Below are 21268 nucleotides of genomic sequence, written 5' to 3'. Positions count from 1 at the left end.
GCGCGGTGTATGGCACCGGCTTTGCCGGTGTTCGCGGGGCAAGCCTGCTCCCACAGTGTTTTCCTCGTGCTCCGGACTCGAGTGTTTGTGCGGGAAGACTTTGCCGCTGCTCTAAACCTGCTGCCCAGCGCTTCATTGGTCACCTGTTACCGGTGACGAGGAAGTAGGGCGCATGATGCAAGCGAGCAAGCGTGTGGCTGGCCAGGGGAGCTGGCCAGGAAAACAGTGCATTGATCCGTTCAAGGCAGATTTCGATATGTTGCAGACGCAGCCGGTGTCACGTTCGGTGCGGCTCAACGGTTTTTCCACCTGCCTGCGTCTGGAGGCCGTCTACTGGGGCATCCTGGAACGCATCGCCGCCGCCAACCGCTGTTCGGTCAGTGCGGTGTTGTCCTACGTGGACCGCGAAGTGCACCTGCGCCAGGGTGGCGTGCGCAACTTCAGTGGGCTGATTCGGGTAATCTGCGTTGCCTGGCTGCAAGACCCGCCAAGTGTGCGCTGATCGCCTGGCGGGCTGCGCAGTGCTTGCTAACCATATATAATCCCGCTTTTTGCTGCCCTGGCAGCGAGCGTTGTGGTTGACGAGAGACACCCATGCCCCTTTATGACTATCAATGTGCATCCTGCGAGCACCGCATGGAAGCACTGCAGAAGATCAGCGCCGCGCCGCTGACCGATTGCCCGGCCTGCCAGGCGCCGGCGCTGAAGAAGCTGCTGTCGGTGCCAGGCTTCCGCCTGAGCGGTAATGGTTGGTACGAAACCGACTTCAAGACCGGGGCGAAAAAGAATCTTGCAGGCGGCGACAAGGCCGACTGAGTTGAATGCTGTGACCGGGTCTTGCAGTATTAGCCCTCCGGGCGGCCAAGGCCTCCACCGAATACACGAATCACGAGAAGCGAAACCACCATCATGATGCGCAGCCATTATTGCGGCCAACTGAACGAGAGCCTGGACGGCCAGGAAGTCACCCTTTGCGGCTGGGTCCATCGTCGCCGCGACCACGGCGGGGTGATCTTCCTCGACATCCGTGACCGCGAAGGCATGGCCCAGGTCGTGTTCGACCCGGATCGCGCCGAAACCTTCGCCGCCGCCGACCGCGTGCGTAGCGAATACGTCGTGCAAGTCACCGGCAAGGTGCGCAAGCGCCCTGACGGCGCGGTGAATGCCAACATGGCCTCTGGTGCCATCGAGATCCTTGGCTACCAGCTGACCGTGCTCAACGAAGCAGAAACCCCGCCGTTCCCGCTGAACGAATACTCCGACGTCGGCGAGGAAACCCGCCTGCGTTACCGCTTCATCGACCTGCGTCGCCCGGAAATGGCCGAGAAGCTGCGTCTGCGTTCGCGCATCACCACCAGCATCCGTCGCTTCCTCGATGAAAACGGCTTCCTCGATGTCGAAACGCCGATCCTGACCCGTGCCACCCCGGAAGGCGCGCGTGACTACCTGGTGCCAAGCCGTACCCACGCCGGTAGCTTCTTCGCCCTGCCGCAGTCGCCCCAGCTGTTCAAGCAGCTGCTGATGGTCGCCGGCTTCGACCGCTACTACCAGATCGCCAAGTGCTTCCGTGACGAAGACCTGCGTGCTGACCGCCAACCGGAATTCACCCAGATCGACATCGAGACCAGCTTCCTCGATGAAAGCGAGATCATGGGCCTGACCGAGAGCATGATCCGCAAGCTGTTCAAGGAAGTGCTGGACCTGGAATTCGGCGAATTCCCGCACATGACCTTCGAAGAAGCCATGCGCCGTTACGGCTCCGACAAGCCAGACCTGCGTAACCCGCTGGAACTGGTCGACGTTGCCGACCAGCTGAAGGATGTCGACTTCAAGGTATTCGCAGGCCCGGCCAACGATCCGAAGTGCCGCGTCACCGCCCTGCGCGTGCCTGGCGCCGGCAGCATGCCGCGCAGCAAGATCGACGAGTACACCAAGTTCGTTGGCATCTACGGTGCCAAGGGCCTGGCGTACATCAAGGTCAACGAGCGCGCCAAGGGCGTCGAAGGCCTGCAGTCGCCGATCGTCAAGAACATCCCTGAAGCCAACCTCAACGTGATCCTCGATCGCGTTGGCGCGGTCGATGGCGACATCGTTTTCTTCGGTGCCGACAAGTTCAAGATCGTCAGCGAGGCCCTGGGCGCACTGCGCATCAAGGTCGGCAACGACTTCAACCTGCACACCTGCGAGTGGGCACCGATGTGGGTCGTCGACTTCCCGATGTTCGAAGAGAACGAAGACGGCAGCTTCACCGCGCTGCACCACCCGTTCACCGCGCCGAAGTGCTCGCCGGAAGAGCTTGAGGCCAACCCGGCCACAGCCCTGTCCCGTGCCTACGACATGGTCCTGAACGGTACTGAACTGGGTGGCGGTTCCATCCGTATCCACCGCAAAGAGATGCAACAGGCTGTGTTCCGCCTGCTGGGCATCGAAGCGGCGGAACAGGAAGAGAAGTTCGGCTTCCTGCTCGACGCCCTGAAGTTCGGTGCGCCGCCGCACGGTGGCCTGGCCTTTGGTCTGGACCGCTTGGTCATGCTGATGACCGGCGCCCAGTCGATCCGTGAAGTGATCGCCTTCCCGAAAACCCAGAGCGCCGCGTGCGTCATGACCCAGGCCCCTGGCCTGGTCGACGCCAAGGCCCTGCGCGAGCTGCACATCCGACTGCGCGAACAGACCAAGGTCGAGTAAGCGGTCCCCGGGCGCATCCACATGGATGCGCCTTTGCGTTTCGGCGCAGGTATTTTCCCGTCCCGCCCCGTACAGGGGCGGGGCTGTTTGTGATTCAAAGTATTCGGAGTCGTTATGGCTGGTCATTCCAAGTGGGCGAACATCAAGCACCGCAAAGAGCGCCAGGATGCCAAGAGAGGCAAGGTCTTCACCAAGTGGATCCGCGAGCTGACGGTCGCTGCCAAGCAGGGCGGCCCTGACCCGGCATCCAACCCGCGCCTGCGTCTGGCGCTGGACAAGGCCTTGGGCGCCAACATGAGCCGCGACATCATCGATCGCGCCGTGGCCCGTGGTGCCGGCACCAACGAAAGCGACAACGTCGAAGAGCTCAGCTACGAAGGTTACGGTCCGGGTGGCGTGGCGATCATGGTCGAGACCATGACCGACAACCGCAACCGCACCGCCGCCGCCGTGCGGCATGCCTTCACCAAGTGTGGCGGCAACCTGGGTACCGACGGCTCGGTGGCCTACCTGTTCGAGCGCAAGGGGCAGATCAGTTTTGCCCCGGGCGTGGATGAAGACGCGCTGATGGAAGCGGCGATGGAAGCCGATGCTGACGACGTGGTGGCCAACGATGACGGCTCGTTCGACGTATTTACCTCGTTCAACAGCTTCTATGCCGTGCGTAACGTCCTGGAAGAGGCTGGTTTCAAGGCCGATGACGCAGAAATCGTCATGCAGCCGACCACCAGTGCCGAGCTCGACCAGGACGGTGCTGAAAAGGTGCTCAAGCTGATCGACATGCTCGAAGACCTGGATGACGTGCAGAACGTCTACTCCAATGCCCAGATTTCCGACGAGATCATGGAAAATATCGGCTAAGGTCTCCTGACCCTTCGCGTCAAGGCTGCTATTGGGGCCGCTGCGCAGCCCATCGCCGGCAAGCCAGCTCCCACAGGTACAGTGCACTTCTTCAGGCCTGCACTGTACTCGTGGGAGCTGGCTTGCCGGCGATAGGTCGCGCAGCGGCCCTAATGGTCTTGAACCGTGAGCTTTGAACGACAGGCACTATGACTCTGATTCTTGGTATCGACCCCGGTTCGCGCATCACCGGCTACGGCGTAGTACGCCACACCCCCCGTGGTTGCGAGTACGTGGCGTCGGGCTGTATCCGCACCGGCAGCGGCGAGTTGCACGAGCGGCTGCAGATCGTTTTTCGTGGTGTCAGTGAAATCATCGCCCAGCACGAACCGGTGACCATGGGCATCGAGCGGGTGTTCATGGCGCGCAACGCCGACTCGGCGCTGAAGCTCGGCCAGGCCCGCGGCGCGGCTATCGTCGCTGCCGCCGAAGCCGGCCTGGAAATCGCTGAATACAGCGCCACACAGGTCAAGCAAGCGGTGGCCGGCACCGGTGGGGCCAACAAGGAGCAGGTGATGATGATGGTCATGCACCTGCTGAAACTGACGCAAAAGCCGCAGATCGACGCCTCCGATGCTTTGGCCATCGCGTTGTGCCACGCTCACACCCGTTCCAGCCTGGTGCCCCATGGCCTGGCCACGGCGCGGCGGCGCGGCGGGCGCTTGCGTCTGTAGGCGCTTCATGCGCTGATACACATTTTGTTCGGGTGGTGCGTTCACCCGTTGCATTTGCTGATAGGGTTGAGCGGTCTTTGACCGGCTCCCCGAGAGGAAGGATCGGAACGTGATTGGACGTTTGCGCGGCACCCTGGCGGAGAAACAGCCGCCGCACCTGATTATCGACGTCAACGGCGTGGGTTACGAACTGGAAGTTCCCATGACCACGCTGTACCGTCTGCCCAAGGTGGGCGAACCCGTCACCGTGCACACCCATCTGGTGGTGCGCGAAGACGCCCACTTGCTCTATGGTTTTGCCGAAAAGCGCGAGCGCGAGCTGTTCCGCGAGCTCATCCGGCTTAACGGCGTGGGCCCGAAGCTGGCACTGGCGCTCATGTCCGGCCTGGAAGTCGATGAGCTGGTGCGCTGCGTGCAAGCCCAGGACACCTCGGCCCTGGTACGCGTGCCCGGTGTCGGCAAAAAAACCGCCGAACGCCTTCTGGTCGAGCTCAAGGACCGCTTCAAGGCCTGGGAAACCTCCCCGGCCATGTTCACCCTGGTGTCCGATGGCCCGCTGCCGGCCGCCAGCGAGTCCAGCGCCGAGGCTGATGCCGTCAGCGCCCTGGTCTCGCTGGGCTACAAGCCGCAGGAAGCCAGCAAGGCGATCGCCGCGATCAAAGACAAGGCCGGCCTGAGCAGTGAAGAGCTGATCCGCCGCAGCCTTAAAGGGATGATTACCAAGTGATCGAAGCCGACCGCCTGATCGCCGCCAGTGGCCGCGACCGCGAAGAGGTCCAGGACCGCGCGATTCGCCCGCTGAGCCTGGACGATTACATCGGCCAGCCGGTGGTGCGCGAGCAGATGGCGCTGTTCATCCAGGCCGCCCGTGGCCGCAGCGAGTCGCTCGACCACACGCTGATCTTCGGCCCGCCGGGGCTGGGCAAGACTACCCTGGCCAACATCATTGCCCATGAAATGGGTGTGTCGGTGAAGAGCACCTCGGGGCCGATCCTGGAGCGCCCGGGCGACCTGGCGGCCATGCTGACCAACCTCGAACCGCACGACGTGCTGTTCATCGACGAGATCCACCGGCTGTCGCCGGTCGTCGAAGAGGTGCTGTACCCGGCCATGGAGGACTTCCAGCTCGACATCATGATCGGCGAAGGGCCGGCGGCCCGTTCGATCAAGCTCGACCTGCCACCGTTTACCCTGGTGGGGGCTACCACCCGTGCCGGCATGCTCACCAACCCGTTGCGTGACCGCTTCGGTATTGTCCAGCGCCTGGAGTTCTACAGCGACAAGGACCTGGCCACCATCGTCAGCCGTTCGGCCAACATCCTTGGCCTTGTCATCGAAGACCAGGGCGCCTACGAGATTGCCCGGCGTGCCCGTGGCACGCCACGTATCGCCAACCGCCTGCTGCGCCGCGTGCGCGACTACGCCGAGGTGCGCGGCAAGGGCCAGATCACCAAAGCCGTGGCCGACATGGCACTGAACCTGCTGGATGTCGACGAACGTGGCTTCGACCATTCCGACCGCCGCCTGCTGTTGACCATGATCGAGAAGTTCGATGGCGGCCCGGTAGGGGTGGACAACCTGGCTGCGGCCATCAGCGAAGAGCGTCATACCATCGAAGATGTGCTGGAGCCGTACCTGATCCAGCAGGGCTACATCATGCGCACGCCGCGCGGTCGCGTGGTCACCCGGCATGCCTACCTGCACTTTGGCCTGAATATTCCCGGGCGTTTGGGGGAGGGCGGTGATTTTTCCGAGCCAGGCGATGAATGACAGATCAAAAGCGACTTTTCGTGGTCCTACCGCTGGCATGCAAAGGGTGCGCTGGCAATAAGACATTAATGAAGAAAAAACAGTTGCCACAGCGGATTGGCAAGCTGAGGAGTAAGCACTAGAGTATGCGCGCGCAAAATCAGCTCGAACCGTTCGCACACCGTTGTCGCGTCTATTACGAAGATACCGATGCGGGCGGCGTGGTGTACTACGTCAACTACCTGAAATTCATGGAGCGCGCGCGCACCGAACGCCTGCGGCATCTGGGTTTTTCCCAGTCGCAGCTGGCCGAAGACAACCTGCTGTTCGTGGTCCATTCCAGCGAAGCGCGCTACCACGCGCCGGCGCGGCTGGACGACGCGTTACGGGTGACCGCGCAAGTACTTGAACTCAATCGCGCCAGCCTGCGCTTTGTACAGCAGGTCTGGCGGGAAAAGGATGAAACGCTGCTCTGCGAAGGGCAGTTCCTGGTGGCCGCCGTGCGCGCCGACACTTTCAAACCCCGAGCCATACCCCCCCAGCTGCGCGACGCCTTGGCGGCGGACGGCTCGGGTAACCAATCGAATGCAGGAGAATAAGCGTGGAAGCTAACGTCGTCGACCATACCTCCATGTGGAGTCTGGTCAGCAATGCCAGCGTAGTGGTACAGCTGGTAATGCTGATCCTGGTGGCCGCCTCGGTCACCTCATGGATCATGATTTTCCAGCGCAGCACCATGCTGCGCGCCGGTCGTCGTGCGCTGGATGCCTTCGAGGAGCGCTTCTGGTCGGGCATCGACCTGTCCAAGCTGTACCGTCAGGCAGGCAGCAACCCAGACCCGGACTCCGGCGTCGAGCAGGTGTTCCGTGCCGGCTTCAAGGAGTTCTCGCGCCTGCGTCAGCAGCCGGGCGTTGACCCGGACGCCGTCATGGAAGGCGTTGGCCGTGCCATGCGCGTAGCCATTTCGCGCGAGGAAGAAAAGCTCGAGCAGAGCCTGCCGTTCCTGGCCACCGTCGGTTCCACCAGCCCGTACATCGGCCTGTTCGGTACCGTATGGGGGATCATGAACTCCTTCCGCGGCCTGGCCAGCGCCCAGCAGGCCACCCTGGCCACCGTTGCCCCGGGTATCGCCGAAGCGCTGATCGCCACCGCCATCGGCCTGTTCGCAGCAATCCCGGCGGTAATCGCCTACAACCGTTTCGCCGCGCGCAGCGAAGTGCTGATCGGTCGTTACTACACCTTCGCCGACGAGTTCCAGGCGATCCTGCACCGCAAAGTGCACACCAGCGAAGAGTAATCAGGTAGAAGCCCATGGCCCGAGTTCGCCACAAACGCAAGCCCGTCGCCGAGATGAACGTGGTGCCCTACATCGACGTGATGCTGGTGCTGCTGGTCATCTTCATGGTGACGGCGCCCATGCTCAACCAGGGCGTGAAAGTCGACCTGCCCAAGGTTTCCAGTGAAGCCTTGCCGCAGGACAACAACGTCCAGATCCTCACCATCTCCATCAAGGCCGACAAGACCTACTACTGGAACCTTGGCAGCGAAGTCGATACCGACAAGCAGATGGACAAGGCCATGACCTTGCCCGACATGACCAATGCAGTGACCAAGATCATTGCTGCCGGCCGTGACCAGGGCAAGCAGACCCAGGTGTTCATTCGTGGCGACAAGGCTGTCGACTATGGCGCGGTCATGGGTGCCATGGGCGGGTTGCAGAAGGCCGGTGTCGGTAACGTTGGCCTGATTACCGAGGCGCCCTGATGCAACAGCGAGAGCCATCCGCCTCGGAAAGCTACTTCTGGCCCAGTGTCTGGGCCATTGGCCTGCATGTGCTGGTGTTTGCCATGCTGTTCGTCAGTTTCGCCATGACGCCTGAACTGCCGCCTTCCAAGCCGATCGTTCAGGCTACCCTGTACCAGCTTAAGTCCAAGAGCCAGGCGACCACCCAGACCAATCAGAAGATTGCCGGGGAAGCGAAGAAAACCGCTTCGCGCCAGACTGAGGTCGAGCAGCTGGAGCAGAAGAAGGTCGAGCAGGAGGCCGTGAAGGCCGCGGAACAAAAGAAGGCCGACGCCGCTCAAAAGGCCGAGGAGGCTCGCGAAGCCGCCGAGGCGAAAAAAGCCGAGGACGCTGCCAAGGCTGCCGAAGCCGCCAAGGCTAGCGAGGCCAAGAAAGCCGCAGAAGCCAAGAAGGCCGATGAGGCGAAGAAGGCCGCCGAGAAGCAGCAGGCCGACATCGCCAAGAAGAAGGCCGAGGAAGAAGCCAAGAAAAAAGCCGAAGAAGAGGCCAAGAAAGAGGCCGCTGAAGAGGCGAAGAAACAAGCCGCCGAGGACGCCAAGAAGAAGGCAGCCGAAGAGGCCAAGAAGAAAGCAGCCGAGGACGCCAAGAAGAAAGCGGCGGCCGAGGACGCGAAGAAGAAGGCAGCTGAAGAGGCCAAGAAAAAGGCCGCTGCAGACGCCCAGAAGAAAAAGGCACAGGAAGCGGCCCGCAAGGCGGCAGAAGACAAGAAAGCCCAGGCCCTGGCCGAGCTGTTGTCCGACACCACCGAGCGGCAGCAGGCGCTGGCCGACGAGCAGGGTGACCAGGTGGCCGGCGACTTCGACGACCTGATCCGTATGCGCGCGGCCGAGGGCTGGGCGCGTCCGCCTTCCGCGCGCAAGGGCATGACGGTGGTCCTGCAGATCAACATGTTGCCGGACGGTACCATCACCAGTGTCAGCGTGGCCCGTTCCAGTGGTGACGGCCCGTATGACAGTTCGGCGGTGGCTGCGGTGAAGAACATTGGTCGTTTGACCGAGATGCAGGGTATGAAGCCGAGCGATTTCAACCAATATCGTTCGTTCAAGATGACATTTACACCTGAGGATCTAGCGTTGTGATTAAACGTCTGAGAGGACTGCTGGTCATGCTGTGCTGCGTGGCAGGCATGGCCGTGGCAGAGGAAAAGAACATCCTGGTCACCAGCGGCAGCGACCGGGCGACGCCCATCGCGGTAGTGCCGTTCGGTCTGCAAGGTGGTAGCGTGCTGCCCGAGGACATTGCCGACATCATCGGCAACGACCTGCGCAACTCCGGCTACTACTCGCCGATTCCACGGCAGAACATGATCAGCCAGCCATCGCAGGCCAGCGAAGTCATCTTCCGTGACTGGAAAGCGCTGGGTGCCCAGTACGTGATGGTCGGCAGCATCGTGCCATCGGGCGGTCGCCTGCAGGTGCAGTACGCCCTGTTCAACGTCGCCACCGAGCAGCAAGTGCTGACCGGCAGCGTCGCGGGCAGCACCGACCAGCTGCGTGACATGGCGCACTACATTGCCGACCAGTCGTTCGAGAAGCTCACCGGCATCAAGGGTGCGTTCTCTACCCGCATGCTGTACGTGACGGCCGAGCGTTTCTCCACCAACAATACCCGCTACACCCTGCAGCGTTCGGACTACGACGGTGCGCGTGCGGTCACCCTGCTGCAATCGCGTGAGCCGATCCTGTCGCCACGCTTTGCGCCAGATGGCAAGCGTATCGCCTATGTGTCGTTCGAACAGAGACGCCCGCGCATCTTCATTCAGAACATCGATACCGGCCGCCGCGAGCAGGTGACCAACTTCGAAGGCTTGAACGGCGCGCCAGCCTGGTCGCCGGACGGTTCGCGCCTGGCGTTCGTGCTGTCGAAAGACGGCAACCCGGACATCTATGTGATGAACGTGGCATCGCGCCAGATCAACCGGGTTACCGCAGGCCCAGGTATCAACACCGAGCCGTTCTGGGGTAAAGATGGCAATACCCTTTACTTCACTTCCGACCGTGGCGGCAAACCGCAGATCTACAAACAGTCGGTCAGTGGTGGTGGTGCCGAGCGCGTAACCTTCGTGGGCAACTACAACGCCAACCCGAAACTGTCCGCTGACGAAAAGACCCTGGTGATGATCCATCGCCAACAGGGCTTTACCAACTTCAAAGTGGCGGCACAGGACTTGCAACGCGGAAGTGTAAAGATTCTCTCGGAAACAAGTCTTGATGAGTCTCCCACTGTTGCGCCAAACGGCACCATGCTAATCTACGCCACCCGCCAGCAGGGCCGGGGAGTCTTGATGCTCGTGTCGCTTAATGGCCGCGTGAGGCTCCCACTTCCTACCGCTCAAGGCGAAGTCAGAGAACCGTCCTGGTCCCCTTACCTGAACTGATTGCGGCGTAATACGTTTTGCTTAACACACTGGGGTTTCATTAGGAGTTTCACGATGGAAATGCTGAAGTTTGGTAAATTCGCTGCGCTGGCTCTGGCCATGGCCGTAGCTGTAGGTTGCTCCTCGAAGGGCGGTGACAACGCAGGCGAAGGCGCTGCTGTAGATCCGAACGCTGGCTACGGTGCCAACACTGGCGCTGTTGACGGTTCCCTGAGCGAAGAAGCCGCCCTGCGCGCAATCACCACCTTCTACTTCGAATACGACAGCTCGGACCTGAAGCCAGAAGCCATGCGCGCTCTGGACGTTCACGCCAAGGACCTGAAGTCCAACGGCAACCGCGTTGTCCTGGAAGGCAACACCGACGAGCGCGGCACCCGCGAGTACAACATGGCTCTGGGTGAGCGTCGTGCCAAGGCCGTTCAGCGTTACCTGGTTCTGCAGGGCGTTTCCCCTGCTCAGCTGGAACTGGTCTCCTACGGTGAAGAGCGTCCTGTTGCCACTGGCAACGACGAGCAATCCTGGGCTCAGAACCGTCGCGTAGAACTGCGTAAGTAAGTTCTTATGCGTATGTGCCGCCGTGTAGTAACCGTCCTCGCACTCAGCCTGCCGCTCGCGGCCTGGGCTGAGGTCCCTGTAGTAGATGACAACGCAGGCAGCTATCCGCCTGTGGGTTATGGCACGAGCGGCGCCTATGCCGGGTCAGGGGCTTCGGCCCCTGCCTCTGCACAAGGCCAGCTGTTCATGCAGCTGCAACAGATGCAGGACCAGCTTTCCCGCCAGCAAGGCATCATCGAAGAGCTGCAGAACGATGTGTCGCGCATGAAGCAGGAAAACCTGGAGCGATACCAGGACCTGGACCGTCGCATCAACAGTGGCGCTGCACCTGCCGCGACCCCTGACAATTCCTCCGGTGGTGGTGCTTCAAATGCCGCCCCAGATGCAGCAGCTGGTGCTGCTGCGCAACAACCGGCCGCCAGTAGCGAGCCCGGCGATCCAGCGAAAGAGAAGCTCTACTACGATGCCGCTTTCGACCTGATCAAACAGAAAGACTTTGACAAGGCCAGCCAGGCGTTCAATGCCTTCCTGCGCAAGTACCCAAACAGTCAGTACGCCGGCAACGCGCAGTACTGGCTGGGTGAAGTGAACCTGGCCAAAGGCGATCTGCCAGGTGCCAGTCAGGCCTTCGCCCAGGTCAGCCAGAAGTATCCCAAGCACAGCAAAGTGCCGGATTCGCTCTACAAACTGGCCGACGTCGAGCGCCGCATGGGCCATACCGACAAGGTCAAGGGCATCTTGCAGCAGGTCATCACCCAGTACCCCGGCACCTCCGCCGCGCAGCTGGCCCAGCGTGACTTGCAGAAGCTCTGAGCCCTGTAGCCGTACCGCTCGAAAGAAACCCGCGCCAGTCGCGGGTTTTTTCGTTAGAATCACTGCCCTTTTTTCGTAAACACGCTGCTGCGGATAACGCCATGTCGAGTCCGCGACAGTGCCTGACGGAGGCGGACAGCCTGTTTAGCTGTCACGCCCGTGGCGAGCATGCAAGACACATTACGCATCACAGAAGTCTTTTACTCTTTGCAGGGTGAAACGCGAACGGCTGGCTTGCCCACCGTATTCGTGCGCCTCACTGGCTGCCCCCTGCGCTGCCAGTACTGCGACAGTGCCTATGCCTTCACTGGCGGCACTATTCGTACCCTGGATTCGATCCTTGAGCAGGTTGCCGGCTTCAAGCCTCGCTACGTCTGTGTCACCGGTGGCGAGCCACTGGCTCAGCCCAACGCCTTGCCGTTGCTGCAGCGCCTGTGTGATGCCGGTTACGAGGTGTCGCTGGAAACCAGTGGTGCGCTGGATATCGCGGGCACCGACACCCGCGTCAGCCGCGTTGTCGACCTGAAGACCCCGGGTTCCGAAGAATCGCACCGTAACCGCTACGAGAACATCGAGCAGCTGACCCGCAACGACCAGGTCAAGTTTGTCATCTGTTCCCGTGAGGACTATGACTGGGCGGTTTCCAAGCTGATCCAGTACAACCTGGCTGAGCGTGCCGGTGAGGTGTTGTTCTCGCCGAGCCACCACCAGGTGAGTGCCAGCGACCTGGCCGACTGGATCGTTGCCGACAACCTGCCTGTACGTTTCCAGCTGCAGTTGCACAAGCTGCTGTGGAACGACGAACCCGGACGTTGATTGAGAGTAAAAAGCACATGACTGAGAAACGCGCGGTAATCCTGTTGTCTGGCGGCCTCGACTCGGCCACCGTCGTAGCCATGGCCAAGGCCGAAGGCTACAGCTGCTACACCATGAGCTTCGACTATGGCCAGCGCCACCGGGCCGAGCTGAATGCGGCTGCCCGTGTCGCCCGGGACCTGGGCGTGGTCGAGCACAAGGTCATCGGCCTGAACCTGGACGGTATCGGTGGTTCGGCGTTGACCGACAGCAGCATCGACGTGCCGGAAGCCCCGAGCGAAGGCATCCCGGTCACCTACGTGCCGGCGCGTAATACCGTGTTCCTGTCGCTGGCCCTGGGCTGGGCAGAAGTGCTGGAGGCGCGTGACATCTTCATCGGCGTCAATGCCGTGGATTACTCCGGTTACCCCGATTGCCGCCCCGAGTTCGTCGAAGCCTTCGAGCGCATGGCCAACCTGGCAACCAAGGCCGGTGTAGAAGGGCAGGGCTTCCGTATTCAGGCGCCGCTGCAGAACCTGAGCAAGGCGCAGATCGTGCAGGCCGGCATGGCCCGTGGCGTGGATTACAGCCTGACCGTTTCCTGCTATCAGGCCGACGACGACGGCCGCGCATGTGGCAAATGCGACAGCTGCCGCCTGCGCGCCGACGGCTTCAAGGCGGCCGGTGTAGCAGACCCGACGCGGTATTTTTGAAGATTTCTTGATGGGCTGTTGATTTCTCGTTAGAAATCAGTATTATACGCGCCATCAATCGGGTCGTTAGCTCAGTTGGTAGAGCAGTTGGCTTTTAACCAATTGGTCGTAGGTTCGAATCCTACACGACCCACCATATGCAGTACGTAAAAGCCCGCTACCAGAAATGGTCGCGGGCTTTTACGTTTTCAGCATCCTGGGGCCGCTTTGCGGCCCTATCGCGACACAGCGCCCCCTGCTTACTCAGCCCATTCCGGGTCGCCGGTGAACACCACCGTCAGCCAGCGGTCCGGCCCTTCGCCGCCTACCGCATCACCAATCTCGTTGCGCCACGTATCCCATTCATCGATGGTCTTCGCGGCCATTGTCTTTGGCACGATGAAATACAGCTCGATCTCCCGTGAGCGCCCGACCTTGGCGACATAGGCGCGGTACGACTGCAGCCCGTGGCGGGCGACGAAGGCCTTGGCCACTTCATCGACGTGCAGCTTGAGGTCGCCGGGGGTAACCAGAAAGATTTCAGATAGCGCCTGGCGCACCACCGACAGCGGCAGCGGAATGATCACCAGGCACACCAGCGCCAGTACCGCCGGGTCGATGTACGGCGACACCCACTCCAGCGACGTGCCTTGCACCGCGTAACCAAAGCAGAAGGCGATCAACAGCGCGGCAGTGATGCTGGCCGACATCACCCAGCCCTTGACGTCCATGCGCACGAAGTCTGACTTCAGCTTGCGATTGGCGCGGGCCTCGACGACGGCGATGGTGACGCAGGTGATCACGGTCAGTACCGCATAGACCATGGCAATGCCGAACTCCAGGTGGCGGCCGCCTTCGAGCAGGCTGCTGACGGCGTTGATCAGCGCGTAGATGGCCACACCGCTTAGCAGGATGCCGTTGAGTGCCAGCACCATCGGTTCCAGGTGCCAGAAGCCCATGGTGAAGCGCTCGCGCAGCTTGCGCGACATTTGCACGCTGGTGGTGTGCGAGGTGATCAGCTTGACCACTACAAGCGACAGGCCGCTCATGCTGGCGTCAACCAACGAGTACACGCCGTCGAAGACGATGGAGAACGACCCGGAAGCCAGGCCGAAGGCGATACCGATGGTGGCGATGAACAGGGTGACGGCAATCGAGGTACGTAACAGGCCTTGTTCGCTGGTGATGTCGAAGAAGGTGGATCGGGTTGGATTAGGCATAAGTTGTGCTCAAAATAACAATGGTGCGGTGCCTGTCAGGGCCTCTTCGCGGGCACGCCCGCTCCCACAGGAACTGCACAGCCCCTTAGGGTTACGCCGAGCCTGTGGGAGCGGGCGTGCCCGCGAAGAGGCCCTGACAGGCTAAACGCGAAACTGCTCCATCAGCGCCTGCTGCTGGTTGGCCAGCCGGTTCAGGGCTTGGCTGATGCGTGCTGATTCATCGGCCTGCCCGGCCAGCGATTCTGTCACATCTCGAATGCCGGCCACGTTACGGTTCACTTCCTCGGCCACCGCGCTCTGCTCTTCCGCCGCCGAGGCAATCTGCAAGTTCATGTCGCTGATCACCGCCACGGCCTCGCCAATACGCTGCAGTGCCGGTAATGCCTGCTCCATGCGTGCGGCGCTGTCCTGGGCCTGCCGTTGGCCTGCATGCATGGCCCCCACCACATCCTGGGTACCTTGTTGCAGGCCTTCGATGACCTGGCGAATTTCCTCCACCGACACCTGCGTGCGCTGGGCCAGGCCGCGGACCTCATCGGCGACCACGGCAAAACCACGCCCGGCTTCGCCAGCGCGCGCAGCTTCGATGGCAGCATTGAGTGCCAGCAGGTTGGTCTGCTCGGCGATGGTGCGAATCACCTCCAGCACCGAGCCGATCTGGCCGCTGCGGCCTTCGAGTGCTCGCGCCTCGTCCATGGCCGTGTTCATGCCGGCAGCCAGGCGATCGATGCCCTCGCGGGTGCTGTCGATCAGTTGCAGGCCTTCGCGGCTGGCCTGGTCGGCGGCACGTGCGGCCTGGGCTGCTTGCGATGCGTTGTGGGCGACATCCAGGGCAGTGGCGCTCATCTCGTTGGCTGCCGTGGCTACTTGTTCGATTTCACGGTGCTGCTGCTGCATGCCATTGCTGGTCTGGCTGGCGATGGCGGCCGACTGGTCGGCAGTGCCACGGGCCTCCTGCAGCGAGCCTTTGACCTGGGCAATGACCGGCTGCAGCTTGTCGAGGAAGCGGTTGAACCAGTGGGTGAGCTGGCCTAGTTCGTCCTGGCGGGCGTAGTCCAGGCGGCGCGTGAGGTCGCCTTCACCGCTGGCGATGTCTTGCAGGCGTGCGGCCACGGCCAGGATTGGCCGGGTAACGCCGCGTGCGGTCAGCCACACCAGCAGCAAACCTGCGATGGCGGCGCCAAGGCCGATCAGCAGGCTGGTGAGGTTGGCATTCTGGTTATGCGCATCCAGGCGCTGGTTGAGGGCCACGGCGGGTGCCTGCAGCACGCTTTCTGGCAGCTCCAGCAACACCTGCCAAGGCGCGGCGTCAGGGATGGGGGCGAAGGGGTGGGCTACGCGCAGCAGGCCGTCGGCCACCGTATTGTCCATGGGTTTGCCGAGCACGCTGGCATCGCGGCTGTTGCCTGCCAGCAGGCCGGCTGCGCTGGCGATGCTGACATGGCCCTGGCCATCAAACAGCTCGCGGCGGCCGTCCAGGCTCAGCTGCTGCAGGTTGGCCAGACCGATGTCCAGGCCGACCACGCCGACCACCTTGCCCTGCTCAAGCAGCGGCAGGGCAATGCTGGTCATCAGCACCTGGCGGCCATTGACCTCGTCCAGGTACGGTTCGAGCATGCAGGCACGGGCGGTGTCCTGCGGGCAGGTCAGCCAGCGGTTTCTAGCCGCGCCGTTGCTGCCAATGCTGGCATCGCCGAGCATCGCTTCCGGCATGGCCTCATGCTCCAGGGTGCCGGGGCGCGGCTGCGACCAGTACAACGAGAAGCGCCCGCTTTCGTTGCTGCCCACGGCGTCCTGGCCGAGGTAATGGCTGTCCTGCTGGTCCAGCGCGTTGGGCTGGAACACCAGGTACAGGCCGATCACATCCGGGTTGCCGGCCAAGCTGGTACGGGCCTGGCGTGTCAGCTCGGCGCGCAGGTCACTGCCGCCTCGGGCCTTGAGCACCTGCACCATGCGGGCAAAGCCATTGCCGTACTGGTAGGCGTCCATGAAGTAGCGCTGCACCCGCAGGGCCTGGGTTTCGGCATGGGCCTGCAGGCGCAGGCGCGCGCTGCTGTCGAGCATGGCGGTGTTGGCTTGGTTGACCAGCGCAGCGCTACGCTGCGCCTGGGTCAGTGACGTGGCCACCAGCAGGGCGACGATGGCCAGCAGGCACAGGCCGGCGAGCAGGGTGATCTTCCACTGGATGGAGAGGCGACGCAGCGGCATGAGGGCTTTCCTTTTCGATCAAGTACAACGCCCGCGGTCAGGCGCGGGCGTTGTTGGCAGCGTGGGTCATTCGGCAACGTAGTTGGGCGGTGCCGACCGGAAGGCTTTGGTCAGCCAACCCAGGTAGATCAATCCGACCGCCGCCCAGATGCCGCCGAACATCAGCGAATGCGCGTTCAGGTCCAGCCACAGCGAGACGATGATGCAGAAGCCTATGGTCGGCAGCACCAGGTACTTCAGCTGGTTGGCCAGGCCCCGGCGGTTGCCTTCGCGCAGGTAGCAGTGGTTGATCACGGACAGGTTGACGAAGCTGAACGCAACCAGCGCACCGAAGTTGATGATGGAGGTGGCGGTGACCAGGTCGAAGAAGATCGCCGACAGCGCAACCAGCCCCACCACGGCAATGTTCAGCACCGGCGTCTTGTAGCGCGAGTGCAGGCGGGCAAAGAGGCTGGCCGGGATCACGTTGTCGCGGCCCATCACGTACAGCAGGCGCGACACGCTGGTCTGGGAGGCCAGGCCCGACGCAATGGTGTTGATCACCGTGCAGGCGATGAAAATCGACTGGAACAGCTTGCCGCCAACGTACAGGGCGATTTCCGGCAGGGCCGCTTCCTGGTCGTGGAAGCGCGCCATGGTCGGGAAGTAGGCCTGGATGAAATACGACACGGTGATGAACACCACGCCACCGATCAGCGCGGTGAGGAAGATCGCCCGCGGGATGGTCTTGGCCGGGTCGCGGGTTTCTTCGGACAGGCAGGTGACCGCGTCGAAGCCCAGGAACGAGAAGCACAGGATGGTCGCACCGGCAGCCAATGCACTCAGGTGCGTCTGGTTGTCGGCGAACGGCAGCAGGCTCCAGGTGGTGCCCAGCCCTTCACCCTGGCCCAGGCCGCGCACGCACAGGTAGATGAACACGGCGATGATCGCCACCTGCACGCCCACGAACAGCAGGTTGAAGTGCGCCACCAGGTTTACGCTGCGCATGTTGATCAGGCTGATCAGGCTGACGAAGCCGACCACCCATATCCACTCCGGTACTTCGGGGAACATGGCCGAGAGGTACAACTTGGCCAGCAGCGCGTTGACCATTGGCAGCAGCAGGTAATCCAGCAGCGACGACCAGCCGACCAGGAAACCCACATGCGGGTTGATCGCGCGTTGGGTGTAGGTGTACGCCGAGCCCGACTGCGGGAAGCGCTTTACCAAGGTGCCGTAGCTCACGGCGGTGAACAGGATGCCCGCCAGCGCCAGGATGTAGGCGCTGGGCACATGGCCGGCGGTGATCCCGCTGACGATGCCGAAGGTGTCGAACACGGTCATCGGGGTCAGGTAGGCCAGGCCGATGATGATCACGTGCCAGAGGCGCAGGGTTTTGCGGAGTTGGCCGTTGCCGGAAGCGCTGTGATCAGGCTGCATGCTGGCATGGCTCCTGGGCGTAAACGGCGGGCACGGTGTATTGCGCATGCGGCAAGGGCGAGCGGGTGGGCTCCATGTTGTTCACCTTTTTTGTAGGAGCGGCGGAAGGCGCGGGGGGAGACGCGCTAAGTGGTGAAAATAAAAAACGATGGGTAGGTTGGTGTCAAGTTAAACATGACAAGATGTTACCAAATCGAAATATTTATCGATTTATGAGGGGGTTTGTTCGGTTTTTGCGCGTTTTTTTGCGGTTTTGATCAATTCGAATGTTCGTAAAAATTAACGAGTGACGCTCGCCTTGAGGGCGTTCAGACGCCTCTGAAAAAATGTGTTTTCTCTTTTCCGATCGGCCATCGTGTTCTGCCGCAGTGGTACTCTTCGCCTCCTGCGTGGCCTTTGTCGCCCAAGAAGCCCTTACGGACAATCGGTTCTATTCATGAAGAAATCAGTTGGCATCCTTTCCGGCCTGGCGATTGCCATTGCCGTCGCATCCACCGCTGGTGCCTGGTACACCGGCAAGCAGTTACCTGCCGAGCTGGACAATGCCCTTGTCCGCAGCAATGCCGAGCTCAAGAAGGCCCTGGTGACCACCGGCGGCAGCATGAGCATCGAGCGGGTGTCGCTGGAGCAGCATTTCTTCAGCAGTACCGCCCAGTACCGGCTCAAGGCCCGCGATATCAACGTGGGTGAAGGCGAGGTAGTGAGTTTCGACGTGGGCGTGACCGACCAGATCGAGCACGGGCCGTTTCCCTGGTCGCGGGTAAAGGCGTTGAAGCTGATGCCGGTGATGGCGGTCAGCAACAGCACCTTGCAGAAGGACGATGCCACCGCAGCGTGGTTCGCCGCTGCAGGCGAGCAGGCCCCGGTCAGCGCACAGACCAGCCTGGGTTACGGCGGCAGTGTGGTCAGCCAGGTCCGGCTGGCGCCGGTCAAGCTCGACGAGGCTGACGGCAACAGCCTCGACTTCTCTGGCATGCAGCTGGAAGTCAGTGGCGACAAGGAAGGCAAGGCGTCGAAGTTCCACGGCCAGGCCGACCGTTTCGTGATGAAACTTGTGCGCGATGACCAGCCGCCGGCCACGTTCGAACTCAAAGGCCTGAAGGTTGACGGCAACCTTCAGGCCACCGCGCACGACGCTATCTATGTGGGCAATGTCGACCTGGCGCTGGCCGAAACCAAGGTCACCCTGGGGCCGAAGCAGCAAGTGCTGCTGATCAACGGCCTGGAGCAGAATGTCCTGCAAACCCTGGACGGCCCGGATGCCGTGGGTGGTCGCGTGGAGTACAAGGTCGGCGACATCACCTGGGATGGCCGCGCGGTGGGCAAGGCGCACATGCTGGTGAGTGTCAATTCGGTCAACGCACCGGCATTGCAGGCGTTGTCGAAGTGGTACCAGGCGCACCTGCCGGAGTTCGAGGCGGCCGCTGCAGCCGGTCAGCCTGTGCCGCAGATCCAGATGGACGACGCAGAGAAGGCCCGGTTCCAGGGTGATCTGCGGCAACTACTGGCCGCCAAGCCCAAGGTGGCGATAGAAAACCTGTCGTTCAAGACCGCCAATGGCGAGAGCCGTTTCAACCTATCGATGAACTTCGCCGCCCCGGCCAGCTTCGACTTGCCGCCGGACCAGTTGAGCAAGCAACTGATCACCGAGGTGAAGAGCAAGCTGTCGCTTTCCAAACCGATGATGGGTGACCTGGCGACCTTGCAGGCGCTGCTGGACGGCCAGACCGACGCCCAGGCGATTGCCATGCAGTCGAGCCAGGCGGGGGAGATGGTCGGCATGATGGCGCTGCAGAGTGGCCTGGCCACCGTTGAAGGCAACGATGTGGTGAGCAGCCTGCACTATGCCGATGGCATGGTTGATTTCAACGGCAAGAAGATGACCGTGGAAGAGTTCGCCATGCTCGTGGCAGCGCACCTGGCAGCACTGTCGCCGCAGGGTTGATTGATTGAACCTGTACCGGCCTTTTCGCGGGCACGCCCGCTCCCACAGGTTACTCATCGCCCCTGAGGGCATCGTAGTACCTGTGGGAGCGGGCATGCCCGCGAAGAGGCCAGCACAGGCAACACAAAAACCACTTTAGTAATCGCTGGATTATCTGTAGCCTTCGGCCTCCGATAATAATCCGCGCCCGCAGAGGGCCGTGGCGGCCTGCGTACCGTCCGGCACCCTTAGCCGATCTGCCAGGGCCGGGTGATACACTCGATTTGACGCGCACGCGCGCCTGCAGGTCCAGCGATCATGACCCAGATTTCCGAACGCCTGTTGGTTCAGGCCCACCTCGACGCCAAGCAGCCCAACCCGCTGACAGCCGAGCAGGAGGCCGAATACCGTGCGGCCATCGCTGCCGAGCTCAAGGCTCAGAATGCCGTGCTGGTTGCCCACTATTACTGCGACCCGGTCATCCAGGCCCTGGCTGAGGAAACCGGCGGCTGCGTGTCCGACTCGCTGGAAATGGCCCGCTTCGGCAAGAATCACCCGGCCGAAACGGTGATCGTGGCCGGTGTGCGCTTCATGGGCGAGACCGCGAAAATCCTCACCCCGGAAAAGCGCGTGCTGATGCCAACCCTGGAGGCCACCTGCTCGCTTGACCTGGGCTGCCCGGTAGAAGAGTTCTCAGCCTTCTGCGACCAGCACCCTGAGCGCACTGTGGTGGTGTACGCCAACACTTCCGCTGCCGTTAAGGCCCGTGCCGACTGGGTGGTGACTTCAAGCTGCGCGCTGGAAATCGTCGAAAGCCTGATGGACAACGGCGAAACCATCATCTGGGGCCCGGACCAGCACCTGGGCCGTTACATCCAGAAGCAAACCGGTGCCGACATGCTGCTGTGGGACGGTGCCTGCATCGTTCACGAAGAGTTCAAGTCGCGCCAGCTGGCCGATATGAAGGCGCTGTACCCGGACGCAGCGATCCTGGTGCACCCTGAATCGCCAGAAGCGGTGATCGAGTTGGCCGATGCGGTGGGCTCCACCAGCCAGTTGATCAAGGCGGCGCAGACCCTGCCGAACAAGACCTTCATCGTCGCCACCGACCGCGGCATCTTCTACAAGATGCAGCAGCTGTGCCCGGACAAGGAGTTCGTCGAAGCCCCCACCGCCGGCAACGGCGCGGCATGCCGCAGCTGTGCACATTGCCCGTGGATGGCGATGAACACCCTGGAGCGGGTGCTGGATTGCCTGCGTAATGGCAGCAACGAGATTTTTGTCGACCCGGCGCTGGTGCCCAAGGCGATCAAGCCGCTGAACCGCATGCTGGACTTCACCCAGGCGGCGCGCCTGAAGCTTTCCGGTAACGCCTGAAAATGCTAGGGCCGCTCTGCGCCCCATTCGCAGCACAAGGCTGCTCCTACAGGGGAATGCGATCTCTGTAGGAGCAG

At 62.1% G+C, this 21268-nt stretch carries 21 protein-coding genes and 1 tRNA gene; 19 read left to right on the top strand and 3 right to left on the bottom strand.

The features are described from left to right. The first annotated feature begins 172 nt into the window (after positions 1–172). The 17 genes from E8E78_RS28050 to E8E78_RS27970 all read left to right on the top strand — a co-directional run bounded on the left by E8E78_RS28050 (position 173) and on the right by E8E78_RS27970 (position 13200). Positions 173–502: a ribbon-helix-helix domain-containing protein gene (locus tag E8E78_RS28050; RefSeq protein WP_016488658.1), complete on the top strand. Its 330-nt coding sequence runs from the start codon at positions 173–175 to the stop codon at positions 500–502. A gap of 92 nt (positions 503–594) precedes the next feature. Next, positions 595–816 (top strand): zinc ribbon domain-containing protein, encoded by a 222-nt coding sequence (locus E8E78_RS28045; RefSeq protein WP_016498320.1) that lies wholly within the window; start codon positions 595–597, stop codon positions 814–816. Between the two features lie 93 nt (positions 817–909). After that, on the top strand, positions 910–2685 hold the full coding sequence (aspS, locus tag E8E78_RS28040; protein WP_049276754.1) for an aspartate--tRNA ligase: 1776 nt from the start codon (positions 910–912) through the stop codon (positions 2683–2685). Between the two features lie 114 nt (positions 2686–2799). Next, on the top strand, positions 2800–3546 hold the full coding sequence (locus E8E78_RS28035) for a YebC/PmpR family DNA-binding transcriptional regulator (protein ID WP_049276756.1): 747 nt from the start codon (positions 2800–2802) through the stop codon (positions 3544–3546). A 188-nt stretch (positions 3547–3734) separates the two neighbouring features. Beyond that, a complete protein-coding gene (gene ruvC / locus E8E78_RS28030; RefSeq protein ID WP_049276757.1) occupies positions 3735–4259 on the top strand; it encodes a crossover junction endodeoxyribonuclease RuvC in 525 nt (174 codons plus the stop codon). Between the two features lie 109 nt (positions 4260–4368). Next, positions 4369–4986, top strand: coding sequence for a Holliday junction branch migration protein RuvA (gene ruvA / locus E8E78_RS28025; RefSeq protein ID WP_016498324.1), 618 nt, complete (start codon positions 4369–4371; stop codon positions 4984–4986). Continuing rightward, positions 4983–6029 (top strand): Holliday junction branch migration DNA helicase RuvB, encoded by a 1047-nt coding sequence (ruvB, locus tag E8E78_RS28020; RefSeq protein WP_016488653.1) that lies wholly within the window; start codon positions 4983–4985, stop codon positions 6027–6029. The genes ruvA and ruvB overlap by 4 nt, the downstream gene beginning before the upstream one ends. Before the next feature lie 125 nt (positions 6030–6154). Beyond that, positions 6155–6607 carry a tol-pal system-associated acyl-CoA thioesterase gene (gene ybgC, locus E8E78_RS28015; RefSeq protein ID WP_016498325.1) on the top strand — a complete coding sequence of 151 codons (453 nt, stop codon included), beginning with the start codon at positions 6155–6157 and terminating at the stop codon, positions 6605–6607. A 2-nt stretch (positions 6608–6609) separates the two neighbouring features. Further along, the gene (gene tolQ, locus E8E78_RS28010) at positions 6610–7305 is read left to right on the top strand and encodes a protein TolQ (RefSeq protein ID WP_008090219.1); all 696 of its coding nucleotides are present in this window, start codon (positions 6610–6612) and stop codon (positions 7303–7305) included. Between the two features lie 14 nt (positions 7306–7319). Then, a complete protein-coding gene (gene tolR, locus E8E78_RS28005; RefSeq protein WP_012273765.1) occupies positions 7320–7772 on the top strand; it encodes a protein TolR in 453 nt (150 codons plus the stop codon). Beyond that, complete coding sequence (gene tolA, locus E8E78_RS28000) at positions 7772–8890, top strand: cell envelope integrity protein TolA (protein WP_016498326.1); 1119 nt, start codon at positions 7772–7774, stop codon at positions 8888–8890. Before tolR ends, tolA begins: the two co-directional genes overlap by 1 nt. A 26-nt stretch (positions 8891–8916) precedes the next feature. Next, complete coding sequence (gene tolB, locus E8E78_RS27995; RefSeq protein WP_041167621.1) at positions 8917–10188, top strand: Tol-Pal system beta propeller repeat protein TolB; 1272 nt, start codon at positions 8917–8919, stop codon at positions 10186–10188. 54 nt (positions 10189–10242) lie between these two features. Further along, the gene (gene pal, locus E8E78_RS27990) at positions 10243–10743 is read left to right on the top strand and encodes a peptidoglycan-associated lipoprotein Pal (RefSeq protein ID WP_012273762.1); all 501 of its coding nucleotides are present in this window, start codon (positions 10243–10245) and stop codon (positions 10741–10743) included. Positions 10744–10749: 6 nt separating this feature from the next. Continuing rightward, entirely contained in the window at positions 10750–11556 is an 807-nt protein-coding gene (ybgF, locus tag E8E78_RS27985; RefSeq protein WP_016498328.1) for a tol-pal system protein YbgF, read from the top strand. Between the two features lie 168 nt (positions 11557–11724). Next, on the top strand, positions 11725–12372 hold the full coding sequence (gene queE, locus E8E78_RS27980) for a 7-carboxy-7-deazaguanine synthase QueE (RefSeq protein ID WP_041167623.1): 648 nt from the start codon (positions 11725–11727) through the stop codon (positions 12370–12372). Between the two features lie 17 nt (positions 12373–12389). Beyond that, a complete protein-coding gene (gene queC / locus E8E78_RS27975; protein WP_049276760.1) occupies positions 12390–13064 on the top strand; it encodes a 7-cyano-7-deazaguanine synthase QueC in 675 nt (224 codons plus the stop codon). Positions 13065–13124: 60 nt separating this feature from the next. After that, positions 13125–13200, top strand: a tRNA-Lys gene (locus E8E78_RS27970). Between the two features lie 103 nt (positions 13201–13303). Here E8E78_RS27970 and E8E78_RS27965 read toward each other — a convergent pair. From E8E78_RS27965 to E8E78_RS27955, 3 genes are all read right to left on the bottom strand, one after another. Next, positions 13304–14263: a cation transporter gene (locus tag E8E78_RS27965; protein ID WP_016498331.1), complete on the bottom strand. Its 960-nt coding sequence runs from the start codon at positions 14261–14263 to the stop codon at positions 13304–13306. A gap of 141 nt (positions 14264–14404) precedes the next feature. Next, positions 14405–16471 carry a methyl-accepting chemotaxis protein McpU gene (gene mcpU, locus E8E78_RS27960; RefSeq protein ID WP_049277822.1) on the bottom strand — a complete coding sequence of 689 codons (2067 nt, stop codon included), beginning with the start codon at positions 16469–16471 and terminating at the stop codon, positions 14405–14407. 66 nt (positions 16472–16537) lie between these two features. Continuing rightward, on the bottom strand, positions 16538–17890 hold the full coding sequence (locus E8E78_RS27955) for an APC family permease (RefSeq protein ID WP_016498333.1): 1353 nt from the start codon (positions 17888–17890) through the stop codon (positions 16538–16540). Positions 17891–18326: 436 nt separating this feature from the next. On the opposite strand from E8E78_RS27955, the gene E8E78_RS27950 reads away from it, so the two are divergent. Beyond that, on the top strand, positions 18327–19835 hold the full coding sequence (locus tag E8E78_RS27950; RefSeq protein WP_049277826.1) for a YdgA family protein: 1509 nt from the start codon (positions 18327–18329) through the stop codon (positions 19833–19835). 297 nt (positions 19836–20132) lie between these two features. Then, complete coding sequence (gene nadA, locus E8E78_RS27945) at positions 20133–21191, top strand: quinolinate synthase NadA (RefSeq protein WP_019472564.1); 1059 nt, start codon at positions 20133–20135, stop codon at positions 21189–21191. The last annotated feature ends 77 nt before the right edge of the window (positions 21192–21268 follow it).

This window comes from Pseudomonas sp. BN505 (genome assembly GCF_029873175.1).
GTDB lineage: Bacteria > Pseudomonadota > Gammaproteobacteria > Pseudomonadales > Pseudomonadaceae > Aquipseudomonas > Aquipseudomonas putida.
The sequence above is the reverse complement of the archived record's forward strand: the minus strand, read 5'-3'. Positions and strand labels throughout refer to the sequence as shown.

Coding starts and splice junctions, on each gene's coding strand:
- E8E78_RS28050 (WP_016488658.1), top strand. CDS start 173: ATGATGCAAGCGAGCAAGCGTGTGGCTGGCCAGGGGAGCTGGCCAGGA.
- E8E78_RS28045 (WP_016498320.1), top strand. CDS start 595: ATGCCCCTTTATGACTATCAATGTGCATCCTGCGAGCACCGCATGGAA.
- aspS (WP_049276754.1), top strand. CDS start 910: ATGATGCGCAGCCATTATTGCGGCCAACTGAACGAGAGCCTGGACGGC.
- E8E78_RS28035 (WP_049276756.1), top strand. CDS start 2,800: ATGGCTGGTCATTCCAAGTGGGCGAACATCAAGCACCGCAAAGAGCGC.
- ruvC (WP_049276757.1), top strand. CDS start 3,735: ATGACTCTGATTCTTGGTATCGACCCCGGTTCGCGCATCACCGGCTAC.
- ybgC (WP_016498325.1), top strand. CDS start 6,155: ATGCGCGCGCAAAATCAGCTCGAACCGTTCGCACACCGTTGTCGCGTC.
- tolR (WP_012273765.1), top strand. CDS start 7,320: ATGGCCCGAGTTCGCCACAAACGCAAGCCCGTCGCCGAGATGAACGTG.
- tolA (WP_016498326.1), top strand. CDS start 7,772: ATGCAACAGCGAGAGCCATCCGCCTCGGAAAGCTACTTCTGGCCCAGT.
- tolB (WP_041167621.1), top strand. CDS start 8,917: ATGCTGTGCTGCGTGGCAGGCATGGCCGTGGCAGAGGAAAAGAACATC.
- pal (WP_012273762.1), top strand. CDS start 10,243: ATGGAAATGCTGAAGTTTGGTAAATTCGCTGCGCTGGCTCTGGCCATG.
- ybgF (WP_016498328.1), top strand. CDS start 10,750: ATGCGTATGTGCCGCCGTGTAGTAACCGTCCTCGCACTCAGCCTGCCG.
- queE (WP_041167623.1), top strand. CDS start 11,725: ATGCAAGACACATTACGCATCACAGAAGTCTTTTACTCTTTGCAGGGT.
- queC (WP_049276760.1), top strand. CDS start 12,390: ATGACTGAGAAACGCGCGGTAATCCTGTTGTCTGGCGGCCTCGACTCG.
- E8E78_RS27965 (WP_016498331.1), bottom strand. CDS start 14,263: ATGCCTAATCCAACCCGATCCACCTTCTTCGACATCACCAGCGAACAA.
- mcpU (WP_049277822.1), bottom strand. CDS start 16,471: ATGCCGCTGCGTCGCCTCTCCATCCAGTGGAAGATCACCCTGCTCGCC.
- E8E78_RS27955 (WP_016498333.1), bottom strand. CDS start 17,890: ATGCAGCCTGATCACAGCGCTTCCGGCAACGGCCAACTCCGCAAAACC.
- E8E78_RS27950 (WP_049277826.1), top strand. CDS start 18,327: ATGAAGAAATCAGTTGGCATCCTTTCCGGCCTGGCGATTGCCATTGCC.
- nadA (WP_019472564.1), top strand. CDS start 20,133: ATGACCCAGATTTCCGAACGCCTGTTGGTTCAGGCCCACCTCGACGCC.